The following is a 25,726-nucleotide window of genomic DNA, read 5'->3' as shown; positions in this document are numbered from 1 at the left end:
AGTTATGTTTCCTGTCTTAACGTCCAAAATATTTACTATAACTTAAGTAGATAGACTGATTATCTTGAGAGTCTACCTTTGAAGAGCTAAATCGTAGCCCGAAGCTTAATTCATCGTCACCAAAGATTCGCCAGCCGATTGCTGTGGATAATGCAAAGTCAAAACTATTTTCATGGCAAAGCCAGCCTAAATCAATGTTTAATAAATAGTGTGGTGATGGTGCCGTTTGTACGATGGATCCCGGATCACCTTTTTGCCAGGTTGAACCAATACTGGTTCGACAATACTGCTTTGGCAACAATAAGTCGATACTCGGCTGTTGTTTGAAATAGGGGGTGTAACGGCTGCTATTTAAAATGTTAAGCGAGTTATTCAATGAATAAAATTCGGAATAGAGTGTCCAGGCGGGATCTTGATACATCAACTGGTGCTGAATACCGAGCCTAAACTCATTGCCATTACCGAGTGTTTCATTATCGAGGCCTTTGTATTGATTGAATGTTAATTCAGAATAAATGCGGTTTGCACGATCTACTTGATAGCTCGCTGATGATTTAACCGCATTTTTATTACCAAGCAAGTAAAAAGCCGAGCTAATACTATCCCGTTGCTTATATTGTAATTGATAGTCGAGTTGCAGCCTGCTGGTTGGTTGATAGTTCTGGCCAATTCGTAAGCTGGTGGAAGAAGAATTTTCTAATGTTGGAGACTCTAATGTTCGAAAGTTAATGTTCCACCAAGTTTTATTCGAGCCATTAAGGTAAGTATTAACTAGGTTAAGCTCATTTTCGCGATCAAATACCGGTAACAGTAAGCTTGTGTTAATAACCTCTATGGCTTGATTATTGAGTTCCAGATTAATCAGGCTTTCATCAAATGCATGTACATAATTGAACGATTGCCCATTTAGATCTATGTCGCCAATGGCACTTTGGCTTGCAGTCAATTTGGCTCCGTTTGGCAAGTCTTGCCTTAGACTACTGGTGATCCGGCGCAATTGATTTGTTTCATCATTCGATAATGTATCACGCAGTTGAGTTAATCCAAATGCAATACTGTCACCAGTGTAGCCCATTTTATATAAGGCAAACGTTTGGTCGGCTAATGGCAGTGACTCACTGCTTTTAAGTGACCGTTCGATAATGGTTTTGTCGAACGTCATTAAGCCATAACTTAATTTGAGCCACTCAGGTAAATGAATATTTAATGCATTAGCAAGGTTATACAGATAGGTTGCTTGTTCTTTACGATTGTTTTGCAGCGCCCATTCCAGAAGCAGAATCAGCCATTGAGTTAAATTGTCTTTGTCAGTGGCATCAAATAAATCATTACTGTTATTTATCTGGTAAAGTTGTTGTAGTATATATTCTGGAATTTGTGCTAATCCGGTTAATTGACCATTGAGTAATGACTGAGTTCGAGCCTTAATGATTTGCTCTTGTTGCGTCAGGTCAGTGTTTAGAACAGCAGTGTTTAGGACAGCGTTTGGAACAGCATTGTTTTGAAGATCAGAATTCTGCTTAGTTGTATTACTGTGTAATAAGTGAATAATTCGACGCCGAACCTGATAAGCATCTGTACGATAGCTAGATTGATGAAGTGTATAAGCGTAATCTGATAACCAACGGACATTCTCTTTGTTAGCAGATCGATCTTGCTCCATCCAATAAAGTGCATTTCGGTATTGTTTTAATTTTAGCCAACCAGCTGCCATGGCGGATCTAAGAGCAGGACGAACATAGCCTTGCGATTCATAACTTTCAAGTAATCGGTTTAACTGAGGCAGTTTGTCGTTTGAGCCATCAATCAATAACCACAATAGTGCTTCTTTAACTGCAGCGTTATCTGGTGCAGCCTGTAAAGCAGCGTAGGTAAGTTCAGTGGCTTTGCTGATATTGTTATTGCGACGATAAATTTGAGCCGCAATTAATTGATATTGAACGCGATAATTCTCTGGCAGTTGCTCCGGTGATTGCTTTTTTATAAGTGCTTCAGCGGTTGAATAGTCTTCTACATTAATACTTGCATCAAGAGCGATCACAAGTAAGTCATACTCAGCGTATTTTTTCCAGCCGTCCAGAGCCAGCTGTTGAACTTTTAAGTAATCATCATCGCTTACTGCCAGGTCAATGGCCTGCCGCATGTGCTCCTTGGAAAAAACACCTTGTTGTTGATATATTTTTTCATAGGCTAGTTTTGCGGATCCACTGTCTCCCAGATACCAGGCTATATCGGCCAGCTTCTGCCAGACTGTAACGGGAACTTTTTTATGGCCGTTAATCCATTTATTTAATCGGGTTATGGCGATATCTGGTTGATTTAACTCCCAGTTTAAATCAACAATCGATAACAGCTTGTCTGCATCAAGACTAGCGTATCGCTGGTTAATTAAACTGTCTTGTTGCTGTGCTTTGTTAAACTGAAAGTTGTCGTAATAAAAGCTTCTAAGTAACCAGCGACTTGTCAGGCTGGGGTACTTGTTTACATAATCCTTTAGTCGCTGCTCCGTTGTACTTATCGGTGACGATGATATTAGCGCCTGATAATATGCCTTTAATTGTTGTTTGGTGAGTGTATTGCTGCTAGCAAGCTTTTGATAAAGCTGCACACTTAATCTGGCATCATTTAAACCATTAGATAGCTCAATAGCACGGACTTTTGCCTTGGAGTTAGTGCTTAATAGAGTTAACCATAGTTTAAAAGCCTTCCTGGGTTCTCCTTGCCACTCATACAACTGTGCCACTTTACTTTTATTGGACGCTGAGAGTTGTCGCTTTTCTCTCAGCCATTTATTTGCCATGGTTTCAGCTTTATCGAGACTTCCGGCAGCAATATACAATGAGAATAGTTCCAATTCTAAATCATGTTTTAAATTAGAGTTATCTTGATTAATGTTTTTTAACAGTGCTTCTTTATAAGCAATAACACTGCTTAATTCAGAGTTTTGCTGGGCAATGTTAATGCTAAGTTTTAACAAGGATTTATTGTCAGGATGTCGCTTTAAATAGTATTGTGTGAATTTAAAAGCTTCTCCTGGTTGGTTTGCAGCGAGCAATGCATTTAAATGTGTGATGGCTACCTCAGGTTTTTCTTGAGCACTTGATTTTTGATACGCCGAACTAAAGGAGCTGTTGCCATTAACTATATTGTCAGCGGAATAATAAGCCTTCGCGGCTAATATGAGCAGTTGAGACTGGGTTGCTGTAAATTCTTTTTTCACAGAGAGTTGAGTAAAAGCACTTGCTTTCAACTCTGACTTATTTAAGCGCTCAAGGGTGTTAAGTAATTTTTCTTTATCTACGGACGAAAGATCGCTGTTTACAAGTGCTTTGATGGTAGCATCAATATCTAGTGATTCAGTAGTTGACTGATTGAGCGATAATAAAGCGTTTAACCAGAGTATTAAGGCGTCTGTATAGAATTGTTCATTACGAATTGTTATAAGTTCTGTTCGATAAACCACAGGGGAGAGAGCCTTTACTGACTCTTTGAACTCTCCAACTTGTTGCAGCTGTTTGGCCAGTTTAATTCTTAAAGCCACATTGGCTTTATCTGATTTCAAACGAACTTTTAAATAAGCAAGGCTTAAAGCGTCAGCTGGTTCATCACTTTTTTTATCATCCCCAAACTGTATGTTGTCTGGAAACAATAAATAAAGCACCAGTAACACCACGACAAATACAAAAAGAATGCCGGGCAAACGAATGAGTTTGTTATCGGCTTTAGCCACAATGCAGCTCTAACTGGCTATTTTCAACAATACCAACAGAAAGTGTAATACTCGCCTGATTTGGTGGTATTTTGATGGACTTGCCATTATAAACCACCTTGCATGCTTCCGAATTTTTTCGGATTTTAATTTTCCCATGGGTATAGTTGTCAATACTAATCTGAGTGGATCTGTCGTTTGTAATCCAATTATTTATCTGTCCTGAAAAGCTTTGCAGGTATAAACGATTATTGTTTTTGTTAGAAAGCTTTAACTGACCAAAAGAATCACTGAGGTGTATGTATCTCTGGTCATTATTGTCTGCGAACCCTATGATTTTTTTGCTATCGGAAAGCTCAGGAAAACCAGCAGTTTGATTAACTCTCAATGTTCTTAATTCGCCAGCCTCAGCAAAATGCCATATGTCATCTTCTTGTCCTATAGCTAATGTATAAAAGGCGTTGGCGCGTTTTGCATAGTCGCTTAAGTACATGGCATTAATCGGCTGGCTAAGTACGTATTGGTAAACATCGTGCAGTGCCAGCAAACCTTCATTTTTCTCGCCTGAATAAAAGTGATAATAAATACTGAGCGGTTTTAATCGTTTTGGCTTACTTAAGGCTTCAAATGTATTGATGACATTTCTGTATCCGAAATAGGGACCATTCCATAAATTGGTATAGACGTTCTCATTCATGACAGGAGCATAAATTTGGTAGCCTGTTTTTAATGGCAGTCCGACTGGCCATACACGACTCATCGAAAAGTCATGTTGAAATATTTTTAAGTTGGCGCCATTAACATTTTGAAGACCTAATTGTTGAGTCAATTCAACAGCATCATCAGTTGCAATAGCATCGCCCGACCATAAAAAGACTTTAACCTGTTTATCTTTTGGTGCTAACTGAGTGTTTATAAAGTTTACTGAACCGTTTATTTCACGTTTTAGAGAGGGTGTTGAGTAGCCGGGAACGGGCAAGGTTTGGCCGTAACCTTTGTCTTTATTGGCATTCGGGTTATCAAATATTTCCCAAAAGTAAGGATGACTAAATGAGTGTGAGGCAATTTCAACATTCGGTTGCTGAAAAATTTTACGAGCAGTTGCCATGGCCTGTTTTGAATCCTTTGGGTAAACACCATCTGGACTAATTTCGGCTTCAATAATTGAAACAGTGGTTGGCAATGGGTATTGTTTGATGATTTTGTCGAGAATGATCTGCCCGGCAATCTGTTGGTTACGGAGTGGATTTCTGGAAACGAATCCATCGCCATCTATATGGGCTGTAGCGATTTGCAATCCATTTTCTGTGGTAGTGTCGGGTGCTGGTATAGCTTTCAGTTGTAAACTTTGTGTTAAAAATTCCAGAGGATCAACCAGCCAATAATCTTTATTGCCAAAACCTTTTATCAGTGCATATCCTTTTTGAGCTACACCGCCCCAGTCGCCAATTAATACTGGAGTAAATGATTGTAAAGTTTTATCGGTTAACGTCAGCCAGCTTTGGTTGTTGGGAGACTGTGAGATCAGTAGTTTTGCAGGTCGAGGTTTTAATCTTAACGGTAATTCGTTACCAATATGTTTGTTTTGTTGCGTTATTTTAAGTGTCGCAGGATCAATATCCATTGAACTAACCGATAAATGGCTCAAACATTGAGGATGTTCTGGCAGGTGCTCAAAAACGGCTACTCGAATATTGGCATTGGTATAGGCCTTGTTAATCCAGTGGCAAACACTTTGACTGGCGGGTAAATTTGTACGATCAAACCAGCTGACGATGCCAGCAATGCGATTTCTAAGCGGATAGTCTGGCAAAGAATCTGTCGCCAGATTAATGTATTCGATGTAGTAACCAAGATACTCTGCACTGGAAGCTAGTTTTTGATGTAACGCACTTGGATAGATACCATTGTCCGGATCATAAAAAAGACCGATTAACTTTCGAGGAACTGGTTTTAATGTACTTTGACCAAGTAAGGTTAAGTGACCATTGGTGATCCAGGGGGTGAACCCCAGTTTATCAATTCGCCTGGCCAGTTGGTCGGCCTGTCTAAAACTGGACGCTGGTAAATAATCGATTACCGTAATGGGGAGTCCGTATTGATTTTTAACCTGTTGTAACTGATTAATTAACCATTGTTGATCAGAAGCACTGGTTGACTGGTAGCTGTTTTTGCCTGCCTCATAAGCCGAGAAAAGCGATTCAGCGACAACTTCATTGATGTGTTTTGCGATGACCGGCATTAACTCAAAACCCCGGTTCGCAATAATATAGATATCCGGGTACTGCTGACGAATTGACAGAATAAGTGATTCCAAGCTCTTTCGATAATGTTTTAGTGCTTCTGTATCTTGAGACAGCAGGGTATAACTGTCGAGTGTATCGAAAAACAACCCCTCATAACCTTGTTTCATTAATCTGGGAATATGTTTATTGAGTAAATACTGGTGCCAGACGGGTTGGCTTATATCAATAACGTGGCTTTGCCATTGTTCATTATATTGCTGGAATAATGATTTTGGTATTTGATCGGCGTATTGGGCATTTGAGGCGACTTCACCTAAACTAAGGTATGCGATTGGTCGGGCTTTAATATCAAAAAGCCGGCGCTCCTGATGTGTGTTGATGTGTTCTGGCAGAACAACAATATTGTCGTAAATCGACAACTCTGTTACCGGAACTTGCGATCCATAAAAGAAAGCGGTATCTCCTCGAGTAAACGAGCAGAATAAAATCAGGATAAGGGCGATAATGCTAGTGGGTCGCATAGAGTCAGCTGTACGTTAAAAAACCATAAAAAAGATTGTTTTTATTACTTTCTATTTTACGCTAATGTAGTGCTAATAGAGTAAGTTACGGTGGTTTTTTTGGGATGGTGGGACGTTATCATTGAACAGCATCTCGAATGATTAGGTTTAAAATAAAAACAGTACCAATAGGTAATGCTGTTGATAAAACATCAGTTTTTCGAATTGTATAGAATATCGGCTAATTCACGAGAAATATCCGACAAAAGTGTTTAATTTCCAAATCAGCGGTCTGACCAGTTGTAAAAGTATAGTCCAAATATTTTATTTTTGACGTAATGGGGTAAATTAATTTTATGATATTGCTGTTCACCTATTTGTTTCTGGCTATTGGGGTGTCGTTTATTTGCTCCATTCTGGAAGCGGTGTTGTTGTCCATTAATGACTCCTATATTGCTATGTTAGAGAGTGAAGGACGCCCCCACGGAGCACGCTTAAGGGCGATGAAAGACGATATTGATCGACCTTTGGCCACCATTCTTAGTCTGAATACCATTGCCCATACTGTCGGCGCCGCAGGTGTTGGTGCTCAGGCGCAATTGGTGTTTGGTAACGCTTATGTTGGCCTTACCTCTGCGATATTGACATTCTTGATACTGATTCTGTCTGAAATTATTCCAAAAACCCTGGGGGCCCGATTCTGGCGCTCTCTTGCCAAACCTTGTGTAAGAATTCTGGATATTTTGATGGTGGCATTATTTCCCTTGGTCTGGTTTTGTCAAAAGGTAACCGGTTTGTTGGGGTCCGATTCGCATAATCTTAGTTTTACCCGCGATGAATTCGCCGCCATGGCCGATAGAGGCGCTGAACAGGGGTTATTTGAGGAAGATGAAGTTAAAGCATTTAAAAATATGGTTTATTTTAAGTCGTTAAATGCCAAGGATGTTATGACGCCACGCCCGGTAGTGGTGGTGTTTGAGCAACAAAAAACCGTGTTAGACACATTGGAAGAAATACAGTCGTTAAACTTTTCCAGATTCCCAATATATGGCTCACATAAAGAGGACATCAATGGGTATATCCTAAAGCAGGATGTGTTACTAGAGGCGGCTAAGGGCAATGGCAGCAAACCACTGGCTGAGCTAAAACGTGATCTGCTGGTAATGATTGATACAACACCATTAAAAGCTTTGTTTGAAGAGCTGGTTCAAAGGCATGAGCATATGGCGGCATTGGTGGATGAGTATGGAGGTTTAAGTGGTATCGTTACCATGGAAGATGTGGTTGAAACGCTATTAGGGCTCGAAATTATGGATGAAGTGGACACCATCAAAGATATGCAGGTGTTGGCCCGCCGACAGTGGAAAAAGCGCGCCAAAAGAGTCGGACTGGCAATGCCAGATGATAATTTGACCAATGTCAGGGAGATTGATTAAAAGTTCGCGCTTTTTAGACTTTTACCTATACTGATCAGTATGTTGTATAGCCAATTGTTCATTGCGAGTAATGGCTAATTACATTAATATCTCATTTAGAGTTTGTTGAGTGATGACGCCTTTGATTCATCGTTAATATCATCCGTTATAACGGTGTCATCACTGATACATCGTCCTAAGTCTTAACGAAAGGGCTAGACGTTTGTAAAGTGAGTTAGTGCCTCGATAGTCATGAAGGCAAATGGAATAAGATTAGGTGCCGTATAAAAACATCATTTTTAAAAAAATCATCATCCATTAAACCTAAAGTACTGACAATAGTAGGGCTGCTGTCATTTGTTGGTCTATTACTGGTTGCCGTAGGGTATTTTCAGGCAGAAACCTTAAATGCACTCCGAGCTTATGTACGCGGCGAAAGCAACTGGGCTAAATCTCAAAAAGACGCAGTATTTTATTTACAGCAGTACGCGTTTACAGGCGATCATACGACTTGGCAACGTTATCTAAAAGCGTTGGAAAACCCTAAAGCCAATAACCGAATTCGTCGAATTCTGCAATCCGAAGATCCCGATCTTTCAGAAGCTCGTCAATGGTTTCTGGCTGCCAATAATCATCCTGACGATATCGATGGCATGATTCGATTCTTTTTGCGCTTTGAAAAGTTTCCCTATATGAAGCAGGCCATTAAGAAGTGGGAACAGGGCGATGGGTTGATTTTAAAACTTGAAAAGCTGGGCGAACAATTAAGGCATGCAAAGCAAACTGAAAATTCCGCTCGGTTAATCACTTTGTTGAGCCAGTTAGCAGAATTAAATGCCCAGTTAACACAGGTTGAAAATGAGTTTTCTCATGCTTTAACGGAAGGCGCTTTATGGGTGAAAAAAGTTCTGACCTGGTCTGAAATATTATTATTAATGATTACCCTGATCCCTGCATTCTTTATTGCTTATCGAATTATTATTCAAATATCGACCATTGAAAAGGCGTTGCAAACCAGTGATCAAAGATTTAGGGGCCTGTCTCAATCGAGCATGATGGGTATAATTGGTTGGCGATTCGATGGAACAATATTGGATGCCAATGATGCTTTTTTAGATATGATTGGTTACTCACAACAGGATCTAAAAGAAGGTCGGATAAACTGGCGTAAAACTACCCCTAAGGAGTTTTGGGACGCCGATGATAACGCGCTTGATGAAATTAACAAAGACGGCGTTTGCAAACCCTTTGAAAAAGAATTTATGCATAAAGAAGGTCACCGAGTTCCTGTTCTTATAGGCGCGGTGTCGCTAGATGATAATAATGAATCGGGTATCTGCTTTTTTATTGATTTAACGGATAAAAAGCTAGCAGAAGAACAAATGAGATTATCGGCTACCGTATTTAATGCAACAAATAATGGCATTCTGGTTTGTGATACCAAGAAAAAAATTGTTGCAGTAAACAGTGCGTTTTGCAACATGAGTGGATTTAAAGAAAAGCAAATACTGGGAATGAAAGCTGAAGAGTTTATTGCTGATAAATTATCCTCAAGTCAGAAAACATCAATGGATCAATCGTTAAAGAAAATAGGGCGTTGGAGTATCGATAATAAGTTGATTACAAACAGTGGAGCACATGTTGATATTCAGTTAAGTGTTAATGCGGTTATGAGTGACACGGAAACAATTACCCACTATGCTTTGATTTTTATTGATATTAGTGAACGTATTGAGTCTGAGAAAAAACTGATAAAAGCAGCCCATTATGATTTTCTAACCGGACTGGCCAATAGAATTTTATTTACCGATCGTCATAAGAAAGCATTGCTACGAGCCAAGCGAAATAATCAAAAAGTTGCTTTGTTATTTTTTGATTTGGATAACTTTAAACCCATTAATGATCAGTATGGTCATAATGTAGGGGATGAGTTACTTATTATAATTGGCAGCAGACTTGAAAAAACCATACGTGAAAGTGACACTATCGCTCGTTTAGGTGGTGATGAATTTGCGATTTTACTGGAAGATGTTGTTGAGCTTGATGCAGTGACTTTTGTTGCCCAAAAAGTCATTGATATCGTTAACCAGCCGGTTGAGATTGACGGCGTTACCATGCAGGTGGGGTGTAGCTTAGGTATCAGTGTTTTCCCTGAAGACAGTGATTCAACGGTGCAAATGATCAGTAATGCCGACAGTGCTATGTATGACGCAAAAAATAATGGCCGAAACCGTTATAGTATTTATAAGAAAAGTGATAGCAAAAATAAGCATTAAAATAAACAGGTTGATTTGTTTTAACTCAGAATGCTTTTGTACTGAAAGCTATACTTTGTGCCGATAACTAGTTTGTCTCGATAACTAATTTATTCCGATAACCACTGTTAAAAATAAACCAGTGGTTTTCAGCTGCAGCAAAAAATAAGCATTATTGATTAGGAAGTGAGTTACTTAATCAATCAGACCGTATTTGTTTTTTAAGATATCAATTATTTCAGCTTTAGGATTCTCAGATAGCATCAAGGTTTTTCCTGTGACTTTTTCCGCAATACCTACATAGGTTTTTGAAACTTCCATAAGAACGTCCGTGGGTAATGCGTTATCTCTGGCCAAAGCTTGGCGCTCATCCATACGATCTTTATTGAGTAGAATGTCTGGATCAGGAAAGTGGTTCAGCAATAACTGGCGGAAACTTTCTTTTGAGTTTTCAACGATTTCACCATTTCTATAGGCTGGGCCATCCCAAATTCTTGATGAGTCGGGAGTGCCGACTTCGTCCATATAAATCAGTTTTTCTTCTCCGGCAGCATCGGTGACATAACCAAACTCAAATTTTGTATCGACAAACACCTGATCCAGTTCAGCCAGTGCATCACTGATGACATCGAAACCTTGTTTAAGCAATGTTTCATAACGCTCAACATCACTGCTGGCTCGAAAATTAAATGCTTTAAAATTCTCAATAATATTTTTTCGGGTGATGTTGACATCATCGGCTTCAGGGACACCGGGAATGCCTTTTAAAATGCCTTTGGTGGAAGGCGTCATTAATAATTCTGGTAGTTTTTGATCTTTCTTTAAACCATCGGGTAATTGAATACCACAAAATTCTCGTTCGCCTTTTGCGTAAGCTCGCCACATAGATCCGGTGATGTATTGGCGACAGATTGCTTCGATCATGACCGGCTTGGCTTTTTGTACAATCCAGACAAATGGGTGGGGGATATCCAGTATATGGCTGTCAGCTAGCCCTTGCTTTTTAAACAGCTGAAACCAATGGTTGGAAATGGCGTTCAGAGCTGCGCCTTTGCCTGGTACACCTCTCATACCGCCTTCACCATGCCAGATGCAGTCAAAAGCAGAGATGCGATCGCTGATCAGCATGATGGCAAGAGGCGCATCCTCTGCTACATCATAGCCTTTTTCTTTAATCAGGCGCTTACTGTCCTGCTCGGTTAACCAGTACACCGAACGAACTTTACCATTATGAACAGGCCGATCAGTCCGAATGGGTAGATCATTGTTTACGGCTAATACTTTATCTGCAAGGTTCATGTAACGGTACTCTTTGCTGCATTGGTTTCGACTAAATGGCAGGGCGTTTTGGTCAAGCATGAGTCAGTGTGAACGGTCATATAATATTCAGCTTGATAGGCGGTTTACAACGGCCTGCAGTGGTTTAAATAAAGCGAGGAATATTAGCAGATATTTATCGACTTGGCACCAATCAGTAATAGCTATTAAAGGCTTTTAATAGCTTAGGAACGGCTGGTTTTTAAGTTTGCATAACAAGAATGGCTACGATGATTTTAGTGGCGTTTTAACATTTACAACTAAGCGCCATCGTGAGCCATTATTATTGAATAAATAGTCTATAAACTAATTAAAGAACCAGTTAAGCACCGGACCAAAGGTTCCGGTAAATTTTAGCGGTTCTGTGGTTACTGCAAAACAGATGCAATCACTTTCGGCAATAGGAGCATGTTCGTCCAGCCTGGAGTTGGAGACATAATCCCCACGTCTGTAAGTGCCTTTATCGTCAGAAAATGCACCGGATAACACCAATGTGTATTCCTTATCACGGTGCGTATGCTGAGGGACTTTCATACCTTTCTTAAAATAAATCAACTTGCCATCAAAGCTGTCGTCATTGGTTGGTAAGGGAATTTCAGCAAACCGCTTGGTCCGCCAATGCCAGTTGAGGCCTTTAGAGGTACCTTTAAGTAAAATTTGCTCAAGAATATGAAGATAATCGTTAGCAACAGGAGCATCTGTATCTGATGTTCTCTTAGTTGGGTCATTCGAGTTATTGATTTCGGCTGCCGTGCCAGCAGACGTACTTAATTGAGGCTCTGATTCGATGCGCGACATCAACTGCTCAAAAGCATTCTCTGCCAGCGGCAGTCCTTCGAGTTTATTAAGATATTGTCCGCCAATTCCTTCAAGTTCGGCCACATGATTGGCACAGGAAGGGCAAACGTCACAATGCAGCTTCAACATAACATTGTGTAGGCCGCCAATCGCGCCGGAAGCGTATTTTAGTAGTGTTTCTGCACCTGGGTGATATTGACAGCTCATAATCCACCTCTCATTAACTTATTCAAGTTATTGACGGCACTTCTAATTCGGCCCTTTACGGTGCCCAGGGTAATATTGAGGGTATCGGCCGCTTTTTGGTGGCTGAGTTGCTCAAAATAGACTTTCTTAATCACTTCGTACTGCTCATCAGGTAGTTGCGGTAGAAAAAAGGTGAGCTCTTCTCCAATGCGTGTGGTGTATTGTTCTCCGGGCTCAACGGCGATATCGTCCGAAATTAGCTCGGTGGTGTTAATTTGTCGGTTGGTTTTGCGAAAATAATCGAGTTTCTTGTTCCGTGCTATGGTGTAGATCCAGGTTGAAACCTGACCTTTATTGGATTCAAAATAATTGGCATAACGCCAGACACTGATAAAGGTTTCCTGAACTAATTCTTCTGCAATTTGGGGTGATAAGTGATGGGCAACGTAAAACGATTTCACTTTTGGGCCAAAATGGTTGAATAAGCTTTGAAAAGCAGACTGATCTTGTGTTTTGGCTACTTTTACCAAACACTCTATCCATTTTTGGTTTTGCACCCGTCTATCTTGGTCAACGGTGGTTTGTTCCAATCGCTTTCTCTTCAATTTGTATTGGTTGATTGCAACTACATTAGCCATCTTTAACCGCTTTGTAAATTAAGTTGTTGATAATTGGCTTAAATTCCAAAAGTGCTTTGGAACTTGGCCTCAGTTAAAGAGATATACGACCAAACTGGTCATTAGGAGCAAATAACGTCTAAAATAATCGCATTTTTTTAATCGAAGCTATCTTCATTATGCGGTTCTCGATAAAAAGCGATGATTTTTCATGTCAATTGCGAATCTATTCCATGTAAAGTGCTTTTTAGTATTGAGAGAGTTCTGACTGTTATTAAAGGTGTAAACATTGACGAGTAATTCAAAAACCGTTCAGTCAAACCAGCAAGGGATCCACGAAAATCTGGAAACTCTGGTGAAGCGCCATCTGCTTTCAAATTACCGAAAGCCGATCCAGCGCCATAATCAACAGGCGTTTGAGCACTTTTTAAGCCAAACAGAAACCATAAAACAGCCCAAAATATTGGACTCCTGTTGTGGTACTGGCCAAAGCACTATTGAACTGGCTAAACGCTACCCTGATCATTGGGTTATAGGTATTGATCAATCAGAACACCGGTTATCAAGAGTGGTGGAGCAGCCGAAAAACCTGTTGTTATTACAGACCAATTGTGAAGATTTTTGGCGGTTATGTGTAGAAGCATCGATTCGTTTTGAACATCACTATATTCTTTATCCCAATCCCTGGCCGAAAAAGATTCATTTGAAGCGGCGCTGGCATGGCCACCCGGTTTTTCCTTATCTGGCAAAGTTGAGTGAGGATTTAACCTTGCGTTCAAACTGGTCGATTTATCTGGAAGAATTTGCTGAAAGCTGGTTTTGGTTGACCGGCAAGCGTTACTCGGTGGAATCTTATGAGCCAGAAAATTTTATGACATTATTCGAAAAAAAGTACGCACTCAGTGGACAGGCTTTGTATCAATTAATCATTAATATGTAATGTTAAATAAATTGATGTAAATAAACAGTGAAGTGTTTAATGAAGTGTTTCAAGAGAGCAAGCTAACGGAGCTATCTTGATTTCTAGTAAGACTAGGATGCCATGCCAAACCATTTAAAACCGAACAATTTGTCGGTCAACAAATCGGTATCCAGCTCTATGGCGGTTGATGGCAAACTCTGTAGCACTTCCAGCGGAGCGCCATGTTCATCGGCGGGACTGTCCGATAAGTCGATAATCTTTGATTGTTCCAGATCAATGCCATAGGTGTTTTTAACCAGTGCGACTTTTGGTCTTAGTCGGGCTTTTTCTTTTTGTTCTAATACTATGCCTATTGAGTGATCCGATAGTTCTACCAGGCTGCCGGTAGGGTAGATACCAATGGCCTGAATAAATGTTTCTATCATTTCGCGTTGAAATAATACGCCACGGTTATGGTAGAGATCGGCCACTGCTTCAACAGGTGTTAACGCTTCAATGCCGGGGCGCGGATTAATCATTTGTTCGTAATAATCCGCCAGGCCAGCAATGCGTGCTAAAAAGGGGATTCGGTTGCCAATTAATCCACGTGGGTAACCGGAGCCATTATTTCGCTCGCAGAAGTTACTGATAATAAATTTAATTTGTCCGTTAACGGCACCCATAAACTCGAGCTCTTCGAGCGTTTTTTCAATATGGGCTTTGTATGCTTCTTGCTCATTTTCTTCGAGCTCACCGATATGAAGCTCACGCGGCAACTTTGACTTACCTATGGCGGATAAAATAAGAGCTGCACCCACATCGTTTAAATCTTTACGGGAAAGGCCAAGGTGCCGGGCAAAAACAAGGCCCCAAACCGATGCTCGAATGGCGCTTTCAAACAAATAGGTGTTTTCTTGTCGTATGCGACACATCCAGATAAGTGCATCCGGATTACGAATAACACTATCCACCATTTTACGAATGCTTTTTTCGACATGGTTTATCTGGATGGGTTCGCCATTTTCAATTTGTGACATGGCGTTAGATATGGTGCTGGTGACATTATTGAAGATTTTCTCAGCGGTTTTTAATTCTTTCTTAATCGATGTGGTCACCTGATAATGTTCGACACGGGCTTTCATGCGTGCCTTTTCATTCATCAGCTTCTGTGTTTTGGGATCAACCTTATTTTTACCTGAAGTGGGTAGTTTAGCGTGCTTAATGGCTGACCCATCCATTTTACTCAGAATGGTGTCGATATAAACATGGTTGCAGTACTGCGATAACAGGTTTATTTCATCTTGTTTGGTGATGTAAAAACCTTGAATGGGAAAAGGTGTTTTAACCCATGGAACATCAAGACGAGAAACATACATCCCAACTTCGAGATTTGAAACGGTTATTTGTTGGGTTTTTAAATGCATTCAGTGTCCCGTTTATTGCACCTTTGAATAAAGGGCATACATAGCAACTTTGGTCGTAAAGTAAGCAAGCAGCTTATCCTTCAATTATGAGTAATATAGCGAAATATTCAAGTGATGTAATGACTTAGTTCACGATTTTAAAGTGTATCGTTACTTATAAACACCATTGAGGTCGTTATAATTTGTCGATCAATCGGCTTTATTTGAGCCCTTGGAAAAGTGCTTTGAATGTATGTATTCGCTCCAGCCACCGGCATAGAAGTGTTGTTGATTGTTATTTGCCAGCAGGGCCGAGAGTATATTAACCAGAGCCGTGACTCCGGAACCACAGTAATGACAAGGGGTATTTGTATTTTGCCATCGGCTTCGGTGCCAGTTTACGGGCTTAAATTGACCATCTTCATCAAAGCAGTCGAGCCAGGGCATATTAATTGCGTTTGATATTGCTCCTGCCACGGGATCAATGGGTTCCTGCTTGCCCTGAAATCGCACAGCTTCTCGGGCGTCTATCAGAACCGTTGGTTCTGACAGGGCTTGAGTCAGAGTGTTCAGCTGGATGGGCGGGGCCACAGCGGACAAAGGCAATGTTGAAGATTTTTCACGGTTATATTCAGAGTCAGTTGAAGGTTGATTGGCATTAGATACCTGATTATTGATGGATTGCCACGCCGGTAAGCCTCCGGATAATAGCCGCACACGATGAAAGCCCATTAAATGAAAGGTGAACCAGGCGCGAGCGGCGAAGGCCAGCTTTCCGTCATCGTAGCAGATAATGGTGGTGTCAGAATCCAGTTGATAACGATCAATGAGTTGATTTTGTTGTGCTTTATTAGGTAAGGGATGGCGGCCACTGATATTCGTTATTTGGCCGGATAAGTCTTGTTCCAGATCCAGGTATTCCGAGCCCGGAATATGGGATTCGTCGTAAAACGCTTTGCCTTTTGCCGGTTTATCGCCAACGGCAAGCGAAAATCGGCAGTCGAATATTTTAAGTGGTTTTGCTGATTTTCTAATACGGGTTGACTCTGAAGCATTCGTTGAGTCAGTAGAATCACTGATAAGTTGATTTAACTGAGTTGCCGTAATAAACAGCTCTTGCCATTGCATTGGAGCACCCCCGGAAGAATTTGCAATCTTTCAATACTCGATGAATTAGAGCATATCAGTCTGTTGGGAATTTTGCAGCGGATTTGAAGTTGAGAGCTCGCTGAGAAATGGGGTGAAGCAGTTGTAATTGAGATGCATGTAGCATTAACGAAGGTTCCTTTCCATATGAGCCAAACGGCTTTGGTTTAGGTTGACTGTTAGCGGGCAACCAGAGCGAACGCTGACCGTAAAGTTCACAGCCGATAATGGGGTGGCCGAGTAAATTGGCATGTACCCGAAGCTGGTGCGAGCGTCCGGTTATAGGGTTAAACTCCACAAGGGTCGAGTGTTTAAATAGTGATATGCGTTTGTAACGAGTGGTTGACGGTTTGCCACTGTCAAAACAGAGTTTCTGATAGGGTTTTTGATACCAGTCACTGATAATCGGCAAGCTGATTTCACCTGAGTTTGACGTTAAATGGCCGTCTAACAGCGCATGGTAGCGTTTATCAATCTGGCGGTTTTGAAAAGCAATGCTGAGCTGCCGTTGTGCGATTTTATTACGTGCAAAAAGTATCAGGCCAGAGGTTAAGATATCCAGCCGATGAACCACGTAAATGGGCGGTAACTGATCCAGTAATAAATGATACAGGTTATGAGGGTAATAGGGATTATTTCCTGGAACGGACGGTAAACCGCCCGGTTTGTTGACGACAATAATATCGTCATCAATGTATTCAACCCATTGGTTAATATTGGGCGTCATTGGTTAACCAATTGTCAAAACTGTCACTAATAGTAGAAGCTTCTGGCGATTTAAATAATATATTAAACATCAGCGACTAAAATGGCCCGTTTTGGTGCAGGGTGCCCTTCAATGGTTTTGTTGATATCGTCAGGATCCAGATAATCTTTTAAGGAATGAAAAGTCATCCATTCGGTGGCTCGTTGTTCATCGAGACTGGTTTGATTGATATCAACGGTTTTAACCTGACGAAAACCACAGCGTACTAACCAATGCTCAAGGGTCTTGGTAGAGGGTAAAAACCATACATTTCGCATTTGCGCATAGCGACTAGGTGGAACAAAGGCAGTGTGTAACTCGCCGTCGACCACCAAGGTTTCTAAAATCAGTTGCCCACCGGGTGCGAGCAAGTTTCTTAAATGTTGCAGATGTTCAATGGGTGATTTGCGATGATAGAGAACACCCATCGAGAAGACGGTATCGAATCCTTGCTTACCCATATTGTCCGGCATGTATTCGATACCAACGGGTAACAGGTGAACAGGGCATTCGCCGATGTAGTGCTTCATTACCTGAAATTGCATGAGAAATTTTTGCGAAGGATCAATGCCGATCACTAATCCCGCTTGTTCGCCGAGCATTCGCCAGCAGTGATAACCATTACCACAACCAACATCTAAAACCAGTCGATTTTTTAATGGTTTAATGTGTGGTAACAATCTGTCCCACTTCCAGTCCGAGCGCCATTCGGTATTGATATTTAAGCCAAATAATTCAAATGGGCCTTTGCGCCAGGGATGCAATGGCATCAGCTTTTGCTGCAAACTATTGCGAGTTGCGTCATCGCAATCGTTGTTTTCACCAATTCGAACGGCATCTTTTAACTCGACACTTGAGGGCGTAAGTTTTGGTAAGCTTTGCAGCAACTCGAGCCATTGGTTCAGTTCGCCATGGGTATAATCCTGAAATCTTTGTTCCAGTCCTTTTTTTAATTCATCGGTCCAAAAGTGCAAACGTGTTTTTTGCAAGTCATTGAACAGGCTATCTAATGAAATCATAAAAAATTATCTTTATAAGGCAGTGTGTTATTTAATGGCTAGAATAGAGCAGAAATTAAATTGTTGGTGCCAAACGTCGCTATGTTTAAAGCCTGCTTGTGTTAGTCGGGATTTATGTTGCGAAATGGTTTCAGGGATCAAAACATTTTCTAATGCGTTGCGTTTTTGACTTATTTCGAGTTCGCTGTAGCCATTAGCGCGCTTAAAGTCGTGGTGTAGATCAATTAACCTTTGATCAATTAAATCGTCTTCGGATTTGATTTTTTCTGACAAGACGAGAAGCCCGCCACTATTTAAACCATTGTATATTTTATCGATAATGGATTGACGCAAAGCCATAGGAATAAACTGAAGCGTAAAATTTAATACCACCATAGAGGCATTATTGATGGTGATTTCAGCGATATCTCCCAGTATCGCTTTAATTGGCGTCGCGTGATGATAGGATTCAACAAATAACCGGCAACGTTCGATCATGGCACTGGAATTATCCACGGCAATCACTTCACAACCCGAAGTTTTAATGCCCTGACTCATGGCCAGGCTTGCCGCACCCAGGCTGCAACCCATATCGTAACAATTCGTGTTGTTTTGAACGTGTTTTGTTGCTAATTGTTGGATGCCATTGATAATCTGTTCGTATCCGGGGACCGAACGCTGGATCATATCGGGAAATACCGCGGCTACTTTTTCATCAAATCGAAAAGGTGAGGGCATCTGGCGATTCTGGTAAATGTTGTCTCGTGGTGGTTGTTTCATGTGACTTATCATTGCGGCATTAAACGCCTCGCATTATAGCAGAAAGCTGTGCTTGAAACCTATTCTCAGTGACTTTCAACAAGTCACTGCTATCAGCAAGTCTCCGCTATCAACAAGTGACTATTAACAAGTAATAGCCTTCAACCTTGTCAGTGCTTGAGTTAATTTTTGCAAGGGTTAAAATACGGGTCCTTTGAATAACCCATTATTTGGTGTTTATGAAATTTTTAATTGTTGATGATTTTTCCACTATGCGGCGCATTATTAAAAACCTGCTGCGGGATATTGGTTACGATAATGTGGTAGAGGCGGAAGACGGCAAGCAGGCATTAAGTATTATTAAGGGCGGTGGTATCGACTTTGTGATCACCGACTGGAATATGCCTAATATGACCGGCATAGAACTGTTACAGGAGATTAGAAAGTTATCTGGGTTTTCTGGGCTTCCGGTACTTATGGTGACGGCCGAGTCCCGAAAAGAACAAATTGTGCAAGCGGCACAAGCGGGTGTAAATGGCTATATTGTTAAACCCTTTAATGCGGCTACTCTTAAAGCCAAACTGGATAAAGTGATGGAGCGTTTCAAATAAAAAACGGGTCGCTGAATATTTACCTGGAGCAACCCGTTTAATTTTCTATCTGTGTAATATGCTAGCTTTTTTAGCTGTTTTATCTGTTATCTATTTAATCGGTTAATAAATGCTTGAGCTGTTCACTGTCGTTGCTCAGTTCAGATTTTCCTTTGGCATCAAACTGATAAACTGTTTTGTCTCCCACCAAAGATGCCTGTTCATTGGTTATTTGCAAACCGCTACCTTCTGGTAAACCTAATACGGTCGCATCGGGGTTTACTGTTAAAAACTCATTTAAGCGTTGCTCACGGGTTTCTCCATTAAACCCTGGAGGGTGCTGGTCAAGGTAGTGGGGATTGATTTGAAAAGACACCAGCTGTAAGGCATGAAACGACGGCGGTTGAATAATCGGCATATCGTTGGTTGTCATTATGCTCGGTGAGGCAATATTCGATCCGGCACTCCAACCTATATAGGGCACGCCATTCATCACTCGTTCGCGGATTAAGCCAATAAGATCAAATTGATACAATTGATGCAGTAGGTGGAATGTATTGCCACCACCGATAATGATGGCCGATGCTTTTTTAATTGCTATGGCCGGGTCATCGGCAGTATGGATGGATGACAGTTGCACATTGATGGAACTGAGCGCCTTTTTGACAGTTTCATAATAATCATCAAAGCCGATGGTAACGCCTGCGAATGGAATAAACAGCGCATTGTCGAACGCATTTGGTGAAACATTGCCTAAAAACTGTTCGATAATGGGTTGTGCGTGCTCGAGATAACCGGAGCTACCTTCTCGTGAGCTGCTGAGTAATAACAAGTTTCTCATGTGTAACGTGCCCTTACAGACCAATTGTTTTCAATGGGTTAATTCTATCGTAACGGCAAAAGATACTCGACAGTGAATGAGTTCTTTTGCTCAATATGTTAAATTGCTCGCGTTTTTATCCATAACATGTAGAAAGGCTATGACTGTATACCAAAACACATTAGAAATGATTGGCAACACACCCATGGTTAAAGTAAATCATCTGGATACTGGGTGTTGTGATCTTTACGTTAAACTGGAGTTACAAAATCCTGGAAACTCGATAAAAGATCGAATTGCCCTGAGCATGATCAATGAAGCCGAAAAACAAGGCGCCATTAAGCCTGGTGATACATTGGTTGAAGCAACCGCAGGTAATACAGGACTTGGCTTGGCGTTAGTGGCCGCACAAAAAGGCTACAAGTTATTGATCGTTATGCCCGATAAAATGAGCATGGAAAAAGAATACAACGTCAGAGCCATGGGCGCTAAAGTGATCCGTACCCGCTCTGATGTCATGAAAGGTCATCCGGAATATTATCAGGAAGTGGCTGCCCGAATTGCAGAAGAAGAGGGTGGCTTTTTCATCAATCAGTTTTCCAATGAAGCCAACTGGAAAGCCCATTACCAGACCACCGGACCAGAAATTTGGCGTGATTTAAACGGCAAGGTGGATGCGTTTGTATGCGGTGTAGGTTCGGGTGGAACCTTAACGGGTGTCGGACGTTATCTGAAAGAGCAACGTCAAAATGTAGAGATGGTATTAGCCGATCCTGATGGCTCAATTTTAACTCATTACCATAAAACCGGTGAAATGATAGAAGCGGGGAGCTGGGTTGTTGAAGGCATTGGTGAAGATTTTATTCCCGATATTTGCGATATGAGTCTGGTGGATAAAGCCTACTCGGTAAGCGATAAGGAAGCGTTAGGCGCCGCACGAGAATTATTATTGAAAGAAGGCATTATGTCGGGGTCATCCAGTGGCACTTTATTAGGTGCGGCACTGAAATATTGCCGCGAACAAACCAGTCCAAAAACAGTCGTTACCTTAGCCTGCGATACTGGTAATCGCTATTTATCAAAAATGTACAATGACGACTGGATGCAACAAAACGACTACTTGTAAGTCTGTGTCATTATCATCGTATATTAATTTTTATTGAGAGACTTTCTAATGCAAGACACCAAAAACTTAAAATTTGATACCCGAGTAATTCATGCCGGCCAGGCACCTGATCCAACTACCGGTGCTGTTATGCCTGCCATATATCAAACATCCACCTATGTGCAATCCAGCCCGGGTGAGCATTCTGGGTTTGAGTATTCGCGCAGTCAAAATCCTACCCGGTTTGCTTATGAGCGTTGTGTGGCTGATTTGGAAGGCGGAACACAGGGTTTTGCTTTTGCTTCGGGTATGGCAGCAACGGCTACTATTCTTGAGTTATTGGACGCAGGCGATCATGTGATTGCGATGGATGATTTATACGGTGGTACCTTTCGCCTGTTTGATAAAGTACGTCAACGCACGGCAAACCTTCAGTTTTCATACGTCGACTTGAGCAATCTTGATAATTTAAAAGCGGCATTAAAACCAAACACCAAAATGATTTGGATAGAAACGCCAACCAATCCAATGCTAAAAGTGGTGGATTTGAAAAAAATTGCCGCCTTCGCGAAAGAGCATAATTTAATTGCAGTAGCTGATAACACCTTTGCCACGCCTTTTAATCAAAAGCCGTTAGAGCTAGGGTTTGATTTAGTGATGCACTCGGCCACCAAATACATCAATGGTCATTCCGATATGGTTGGCGGATTAGCAATTGTTGGTGATAATCAGGACGTTCGTGAGCAAATGGCTTTTTTGCAAAACTCAGCAGGCGCTATTGCTGGTCCTTTCGACAGTTATCTGGCACTGCGGGGTGTTAAAACATTAGCACTGCGCATGCAGCGGCATAATGAAAGCGGATTGAAAATTGCTCAATGGTTAGAGTTACACCCAATGATTGAGCGTGTTTATTATCCGGGTCTTGTGTCTCATCCTCAACATGAGCTGGCTACCGAACAAATGAGTGGCTTCGGCGGAATGATTTCTATTGTGGTTAAGGGTGGGTTGGAGAAAACCAAACGATTTATGGAAAACTTAAATGTTTTCACATTGGCAGAAAGCTTGGGTGGTGTTGAAAGTCTGGTGAACCATCCTGCCATTATGACCCATGCTTCTGTACCCGAAGATATTCGAGCTGAACTGGGTATCACTGATAGTCTGGTTCGATTGTCAGTGGGGATCGAAGATGCCGATGATTTGATGCAAGATATTGATCAGGCCTTGCAAGATTAATATTTTTGATTGGTTAATATCAGAAAAAAAGCCGGTTATCCGGCTTTTTTTATATCGCTTTGTTCAGTCATTTTTAAGTAGATTCACCGGTGCGTACTGATCAGTAAGAATCTCACTGTTTTCGTCCCAGTCTTTTTCCGGTGTAAAACGATGATAGATCCAGTCACTGTCGACACCAAATACGTCAAACGCTGTTTGCCATTTTTCGGCATTTTGTTTGATAACCGGTAACGGTTTAAGGCTTTTATTATTGGTAGCCAAAACAATACGATTGCCGGTATTTCGACGTTTTACATTATAAAAGTCACCAAACACCGATTGATAGGTAGCTGACTCATAGGCGTAAAGCTTACTTTCGCTGAAGGTATTGGCGGTAACAATACCATCATCGGTTAACACCTGTTTTACTTCCTGCAGAAACTCCTGTGTCATTAAATGTTCAGGAATATAGTCGCCATTAAAGGCATCCAATATAATCCAGTCATACTGTTTATTGTTTAACGCGGCGCGCTTTATAAACAATCGGCCATCCTGAGTAACCGTGTCAATTCGATCATCTTCCTGATAGTCAAAGTACTGCCGGGCAATTTTAGTCACTGAAGGATCAATTTCAACGGAAGTGATTTTTGCCTCGGGCAATAACTCTTTTAAGGTCATGGGCAAAGTGCCGCCGCCCAGTCCAATCACCAGTATATGATCCGCTTCGGGCTTATACAGCAATCCTGATAACACCAGTTTGGTGTAGGAAAACACCAGGCGTTTTTTGTCAGTTTCATCAACGCAGGTTTGATAGGGAGGATTATCTTTTCGTGTTTCAAACACCAGGCAAAGCAGAGAATCTTCTTTAACCACACTGATGTTTCGATACAAAGATTTTTCGGTGTGAATAATGTCTTTAGCTTGTAAGGTAGAGCAAACACCGAGCAGCAAACAAATTCGAATCATTAAATTAAACATGTTTCGGATCCAGATAAAGATGTCTCAATATGGCAGATGAACCACAAGCGATAAAGGTTGCAAAGATTACCCATAAAATAACATTGATTTCAAACCAGAGTACCAGATAGAAGGACGTTAAAATGGTTCCCAATGCGCTACCTATGGTTGATACAAAATACAGGAACCCCGCAGTTTGGCCGCTGTGCTCTGCTGAAATGACCAGCAGTCTGACAGAGTATGGAGCAATCATCCCCATGACCAATGTGGGTAATAAAAATAACCCACTGGCACCGAGTAATGAGCCGTATCTTGGATCCTCGAATCGCTCAAAAATCCATTGCATGATGTTTTCACCAAACAGGATCATCGGTAGAAGTAACAGGCCGGAAATAATAAACAGGCTGCCGTATTTAAGGTTGTTTGGTGACTTAATTGACCAGCGCCCGCCCATTAGATAACCAAATGATAACGCCAGCATAAAGATAGTAATGATGCTTCCCCAGACATAGATACTACCGCCAAAGTAGGGCGCCATGATGCGTCCGCCCAATAGTTCAACGGTCATAATTGAAAAGCCGGAGCAAAACGCGAGAAAAAGAATGTGCAGTCGATACATAGTATTTTTATATAAATTAGCGATGGTGCAATCTAGCCTTTCACGCCAACAATCGCAACAACTCACGCCGTGTTTTATTAAGTAGACGGATAAAATGTCTACTCTGTGTTTATTATTTGTTCGATTTGCTGACGATACACAGCTCGTAAATCGGACCAGTAATAGTTTTTTAATAATAAATTATTTTGCTTATAGCCATTCAGATAGATGTTTTTAATAAAATTGGTCAGGTTCTCGGCTTCGAGTTGTTGATTATCGGCAACGCCAGTGTATTGCAAAGACATTGGTATATATTCTGGGTAGGCCACTCTGTCAGGGCAAATTGGAATACAGCCTTCTCGAATGGCTTCTTGAACAGCAAGGCCTTGAAAGTCGTGCAGTGAAGTTGAAATCACAAGATCGCATTCACGAAGAGACGCCCTGTACTGCTCTGGTGGCTGAAAGCCCCAACGGTTAATTTCCCGTTTAAACTCCTGTTGAGCCGATGCAAAAATTCCTGGCGACTGCCGGAACGATTGGCCAATGATGTTTAAATGAAAAGGCACGGCCTGTTGTTTTAATAAACGCAGCGCCAAAAAGAATACATCCGGGTTTTTATCGTATTCCCAGCGGTGATTCCATAGAATCGTTAAAGGTGAATGAGCGATGATGGTTTTACTGGGATTGGCTTTGCCTGTTAAAGGTACCGGTACAACAGCAGAGTTTTGCTCTATCTGCTCGATAAGTTTATCGGGTTTGTGATCCGGCAGTTTTTTTAGCAGCTGCCTGGCGCCTTTTATAAAGGTGGTTAAATTATATTGCGAGTTAAACAGTATTTTGTCGGCACAGGCTGCGTTGTACAGGGATAATAATTTGATGTGAACATCTTCTGATTGATGTTCCGAGATTGGATAGTCGAACTGGTTTTCATGGAAATAAACAATCAAAGGGGTAGTTGCGAGGTTGGCCCTAAATCCTCTAAGAGCGGTAATGTCCACCATAGAGGTTGCTATTATCAGATCATAGTGATCATTCAGCTCCGGATAATCTCCTTTGCCCCAGGTTAAACTATTACCTCTGATCCGCCAGGCGAAATATCTGGGCGGTAAGCTGCACAGTGTCCAGTTATAGTCGGGCAATTGTTGTATCAGGCCATTGGCCCAATAGTCATGACTGGGTGTATTGTAGGCGGATAAAAGTAATATTTTTTTCAAAAGTTTCTCATGCAAAATAGTGGCAAACCAGCTGATGGTACTCGTTGCTCAGGATAAAACAAAGGTGCTATTTATCATCAAACCTATGGAACGTAAGTATATGTCTTATTAGCGTGTAAGAGATCTCTTACACTGTCGTGCGATATTCTAACTAATCGCTATCAGCAATGCGGATGCTGGTTAATTTGTAATGCTGTAACTTCATGATATTTATAGTAAAATAATCCTCGTGTGA

General features: G+C 41.2%; 20 protein-coding genes. 6 read left to right on the top strand and 14 right to left on the bottom strand.

The window, feature by feature from the left end; all coding sequences use genetic code 11:
- Window positions 1–16 precede the first annotated feature (16 nt).
- Both C8D97_RS12430 and C8D97_RS12425 read right to left on the bottom strand, forming a co-directional pair.
- The gene (locus tag C8D97_RS12430) at window positions 17–3,730 is read right to left on the bottom strand and encodes a tetratricopeptide repeat protein (protein WP_109764103.1); all 3,714 of its coding nucleotides are present in this window, start codon (window positions 3,728–3,730) and stop codon (window positions 17–19) included.
- Window positions 3,723–6,476: a bifunctional glycoside hydrolase/polysaccharide deacetylase family protein gene (locus tag C8D97_RS12425; protein WP_109764102.1), complete on the bottom strand. Its 2,754-nt coding sequence runs from the start codon at window positions 6,474–6,476 to the stop codon at window positions 3,723–3,725. Before C8D97_RS12425 ends, C8D97_RS12430 begins: the two co-directional genes overlap by 8 nt.
- A gap of 335 nt (window positions 6,477–6,811) precedes the next feature.
- Between C8D97_RS12425 and C8D97_RS12420 the strand changes: the two genes are divergently transcribed.
- Window positions 6,812–7,891, top strand: coding sequence for a CNNM domain-containing protein (locus C8D97_RS12420; RefSeq protein WP_109764101.1), 1,080 nt, complete (start codon window positions 6,812–6,814; stop codon window positions 7,889–7,891).
- Between the two features lie 512 nt (window positions 7,892–8,403).
- Window positions 8,404–10,146, top strand: coding sequence for a sensor domain-containing diguanylate cyclase (locus C8D97_RS12415; RefSeq protein WP_109764100.1), 1,743 nt, complete (start codon window positions 8,404–8,406; stop codon window positions 10,144–10,146).
- Window positions 10,147–10,320: 174 nt separating this feature from the next.
- On the opposite strand, the gene C8D97_RS12410 is transcribed toward C8D97_RS12415, so the two are convergent.
- From C8D97_RS12410 to C8D97_RS12400, 3 genes are all read right to left on the bottom strand, one after another.
- Entirely contained in the window at window positions 10,321–11,424 is a 1,104-nt protein-coding gene (locus C8D97_RS12410) for a phosphoribosylaminoimidazolesuccinocarboxamide synthase (protein WP_109764099.1), read from the bottom strand.
- 324 nt (window positions 11,425–11,748) lie between these two features.
- Window positions 11,749–12,447, bottom strand: a complete 699-nt coding sequence (locus C8D97_RS12405) for a ChrR family anti-sigma-E factor (RefSeq protein ID WP_109764098.1) — start codon at window positions 12,445–12,447, stop codon at window positions 11,749–11,751.
- Window positions 12,444–13,016 carry a sigma-70 family RNA polymerase sigma factor gene (locus C8D97_RS12400; RefSeq protein WP_170115241.1) on the bottom strand — a complete coding sequence of 191 codons (573 nt, stop codon included), beginning with the start codon at window positions 13,014–13,016 and terminating at the stop codon, window positions 12,444–12,446. Before C8D97_RS12400 ends, C8D97_RS12405 begins: the two co-directional genes overlap by 4 nt.
- 316 nt (window positions 13,017–13,332) lie before the next feature.
- On the opposite strand from C8D97_RS12400, the gene trmB reads away from it, so the two are divergent.
- Complete coding sequence (trmB, locus tag C8D97_RS12395; RefSeq protein ID WP_109764096.1) at window positions 13,333–13,983, top strand: tRNA (guanine(46)-N(7))-methyltransferase TrmB; 651 nt, start codon at window positions 13,333–13,335, stop codon at window positions 13,981–13,983.
- 92 nt (window positions 13,984–14,075) lie between these two features.
- On the opposite strand, the gene C8D97_RS12390 is transcribed toward trmB, so the two are convergent.
- The 5 genes from C8D97_RS12390 to cmoA form a co-directional block, all read right to left on the bottom strand.
- A complete protein-coding gene (locus C8D97_RS12390; RefSeq protein ID WP_109764095.1) occupies window positions 14,076–15,368 on the bottom strand; it encodes a cyclic di-GMP phosphodiesterase in 1,293 nt (430 codons plus the stop codon).
- 189 nt (window positions 15,369–15,557) lie between these two features.
- Entirely contained in the window at window positions 15,558–16,475 is a 918-nt protein-coding gene (locus tag C8D97_RS12385; protein ID WP_109764094.1) for a sulfurtransferase, read from the bottom strand.
- 55 nt (window positions 16,476–16,530) lie between these two features.
- Entirely contained in the window at window positions 16,531–17,220 is a 690-nt protein-coding gene (locus C8D97_RS12380) for an RluA family pseudouridine synthase (RefSeq protein WP_109764093.1), read from the bottom strand.
- Between the two features lie 62 nt (window positions 17,221–17,282).
- Window positions 17,283–18,257 (bottom strand): tRNA 5-methoxyuridine(34)/uridine 5-oxyacetic acid(34) synthase CmoB, encoded by a 975-nt coding sequence (cmoB, locus tag C8D97_RS12375; protein ID WP_109764092.1) that lies wholly within the window; start codon window positions 18,255–18,257, stop codon window positions 17,283–17,285.
- A 27-nt stretch (window positions 18,258–18,284) separates the two neighbouring features.
- Window positions 18,285–19,016 carry a carboxy-S-adenosyl-L-methionine synthase CmoA gene (gene cmoA / locus C8D97_RS12370; RefSeq protein WP_146196143.1) on the bottom strand — a complete coding sequence of 244 codons (732 nt, stop codon included), beginning with the start codon at window positions 19,014–19,016 and terminating at the stop codon, window positions 18,285–18,287.
- A 218-nt stretch (window positions 19,017–19,234) separates the two neighbouring features.
- Here cmoA and C8D97_RS12365 point away from each other — a divergent pair, with 218 nt between their 5' ends.
- On the top strand, window positions 19,235–19,606 hold the full coding sequence (locus C8D97_RS12365; RefSeq protein WP_109764091.1) for a chemotaxis response regulator CheY: 372 nt from the start codon (window positions 19,235–19,237) through the stop codon (window positions 19,604–19,606).
- 94 nt (window positions 19,607–19,700) lie between these two features.
- On the opposite strand, the gene pepE is transcribed toward C8D97_RS12365, so the two are convergent.
- Complete coding sequence (gene pepE / locus C8D97_RS12360) at window positions 19,701–20,426, bottom strand: dipeptidase PepE (protein WP_109764090.1); 726 nt, start codon at window positions 20,424–20,426, stop codon at window positions 19,701–19,703.
- A 139-nt stretch (window positions 20,427–20,565) separates the two neighbouring features.
- On the opposite strand from pepE, the gene C8D97_RS12355 reads away from it, so the two are divergent.
- Together C8D97_RS12355 and C8D97_RS12350 are read left to right on the top strand one after the other, a co-directional pair.
- Complete coding sequence (locus C8D97_RS12355) at window positions 20,566–21,531, top strand: cysteine synthase A (protein ID WP_109764089.1); 966 nt, start codon at window positions 20,566–20,568, stop codon at window positions 21,529–21,531.
- A gap of 48 nt (window positions 21,532–21,579) precedes the next feature.
- Complete coding sequence (locus C8D97_RS12350; protein WP_109764088.1) at window positions 21,580–22,743, top strand: cystathionine gamma-synthase; 1,164 nt, start codon at window positions 21,580–21,582, stop codon at window positions 22,741–22,743.
- 63 nt (window positions 22,744–22,806) lie between these two features.
- On the opposite strand, the gene C8D97_RS12345 is transcribed toward C8D97_RS12350, so the two are convergent.
- The 3 genes from C8D97_RS12345 to C8D97_RS12335 all read right to left on the bottom strand — a co-directional run bounded on the left by C8D97_RS12345 (window position 22,807) and on the right by C8D97_RS12335 (window position 25,491).
- Window positions 22,807–23,700, bottom strand: coding sequence for a spermidine synthase (locus C8D97_RS12345; RefSeq protein WP_109764087.1), 894 nt, complete (start codon window positions 23,698–23,700; stop codon window positions 22,807–22,809).
- A complete protein-coding gene (locus C8D97_RS12340; RefSeq protein WP_210204934.1) occupies window positions 23,693–24,247 on the bottom strand; it encodes a fused MFS/spermidine synthase in 555 nt (184 codons plus the stop codon). The genes C8D97_RS12345 and C8D97_RS12340 overlap by 8 nt, the downstream gene beginning before the upstream one ends.
- A gap of 149 nt (window positions 24,248–24,396) precedes the next feature.
- Window positions 24,397–25,491, bottom strand: a complete 1,095-nt coding sequence (locus C8D97_RS12335) for a tRNA-queuosine alpha-mannosyltransferase domain-containing protein (protein WP_146196142.1) — start codon at window positions 25,489–25,491, stop codon at window positions 24,397–24,399.
- Window positions 25,492–25,726 lie beyond the last annotated feature (235 nt).

The organism is Pleionea mediterranea, from assembly GCF_003148745.1.
Taxonomy (GTDB): Bacteria; Pseudomonadota; Gammaproteobacteria; order Enterobacterales; family Kangiellaceae; genus Pleionea; species Pleionea mediterranea.
This window is presented reverse-complemented; position numbering and strand designations above follow the sequence as displayed.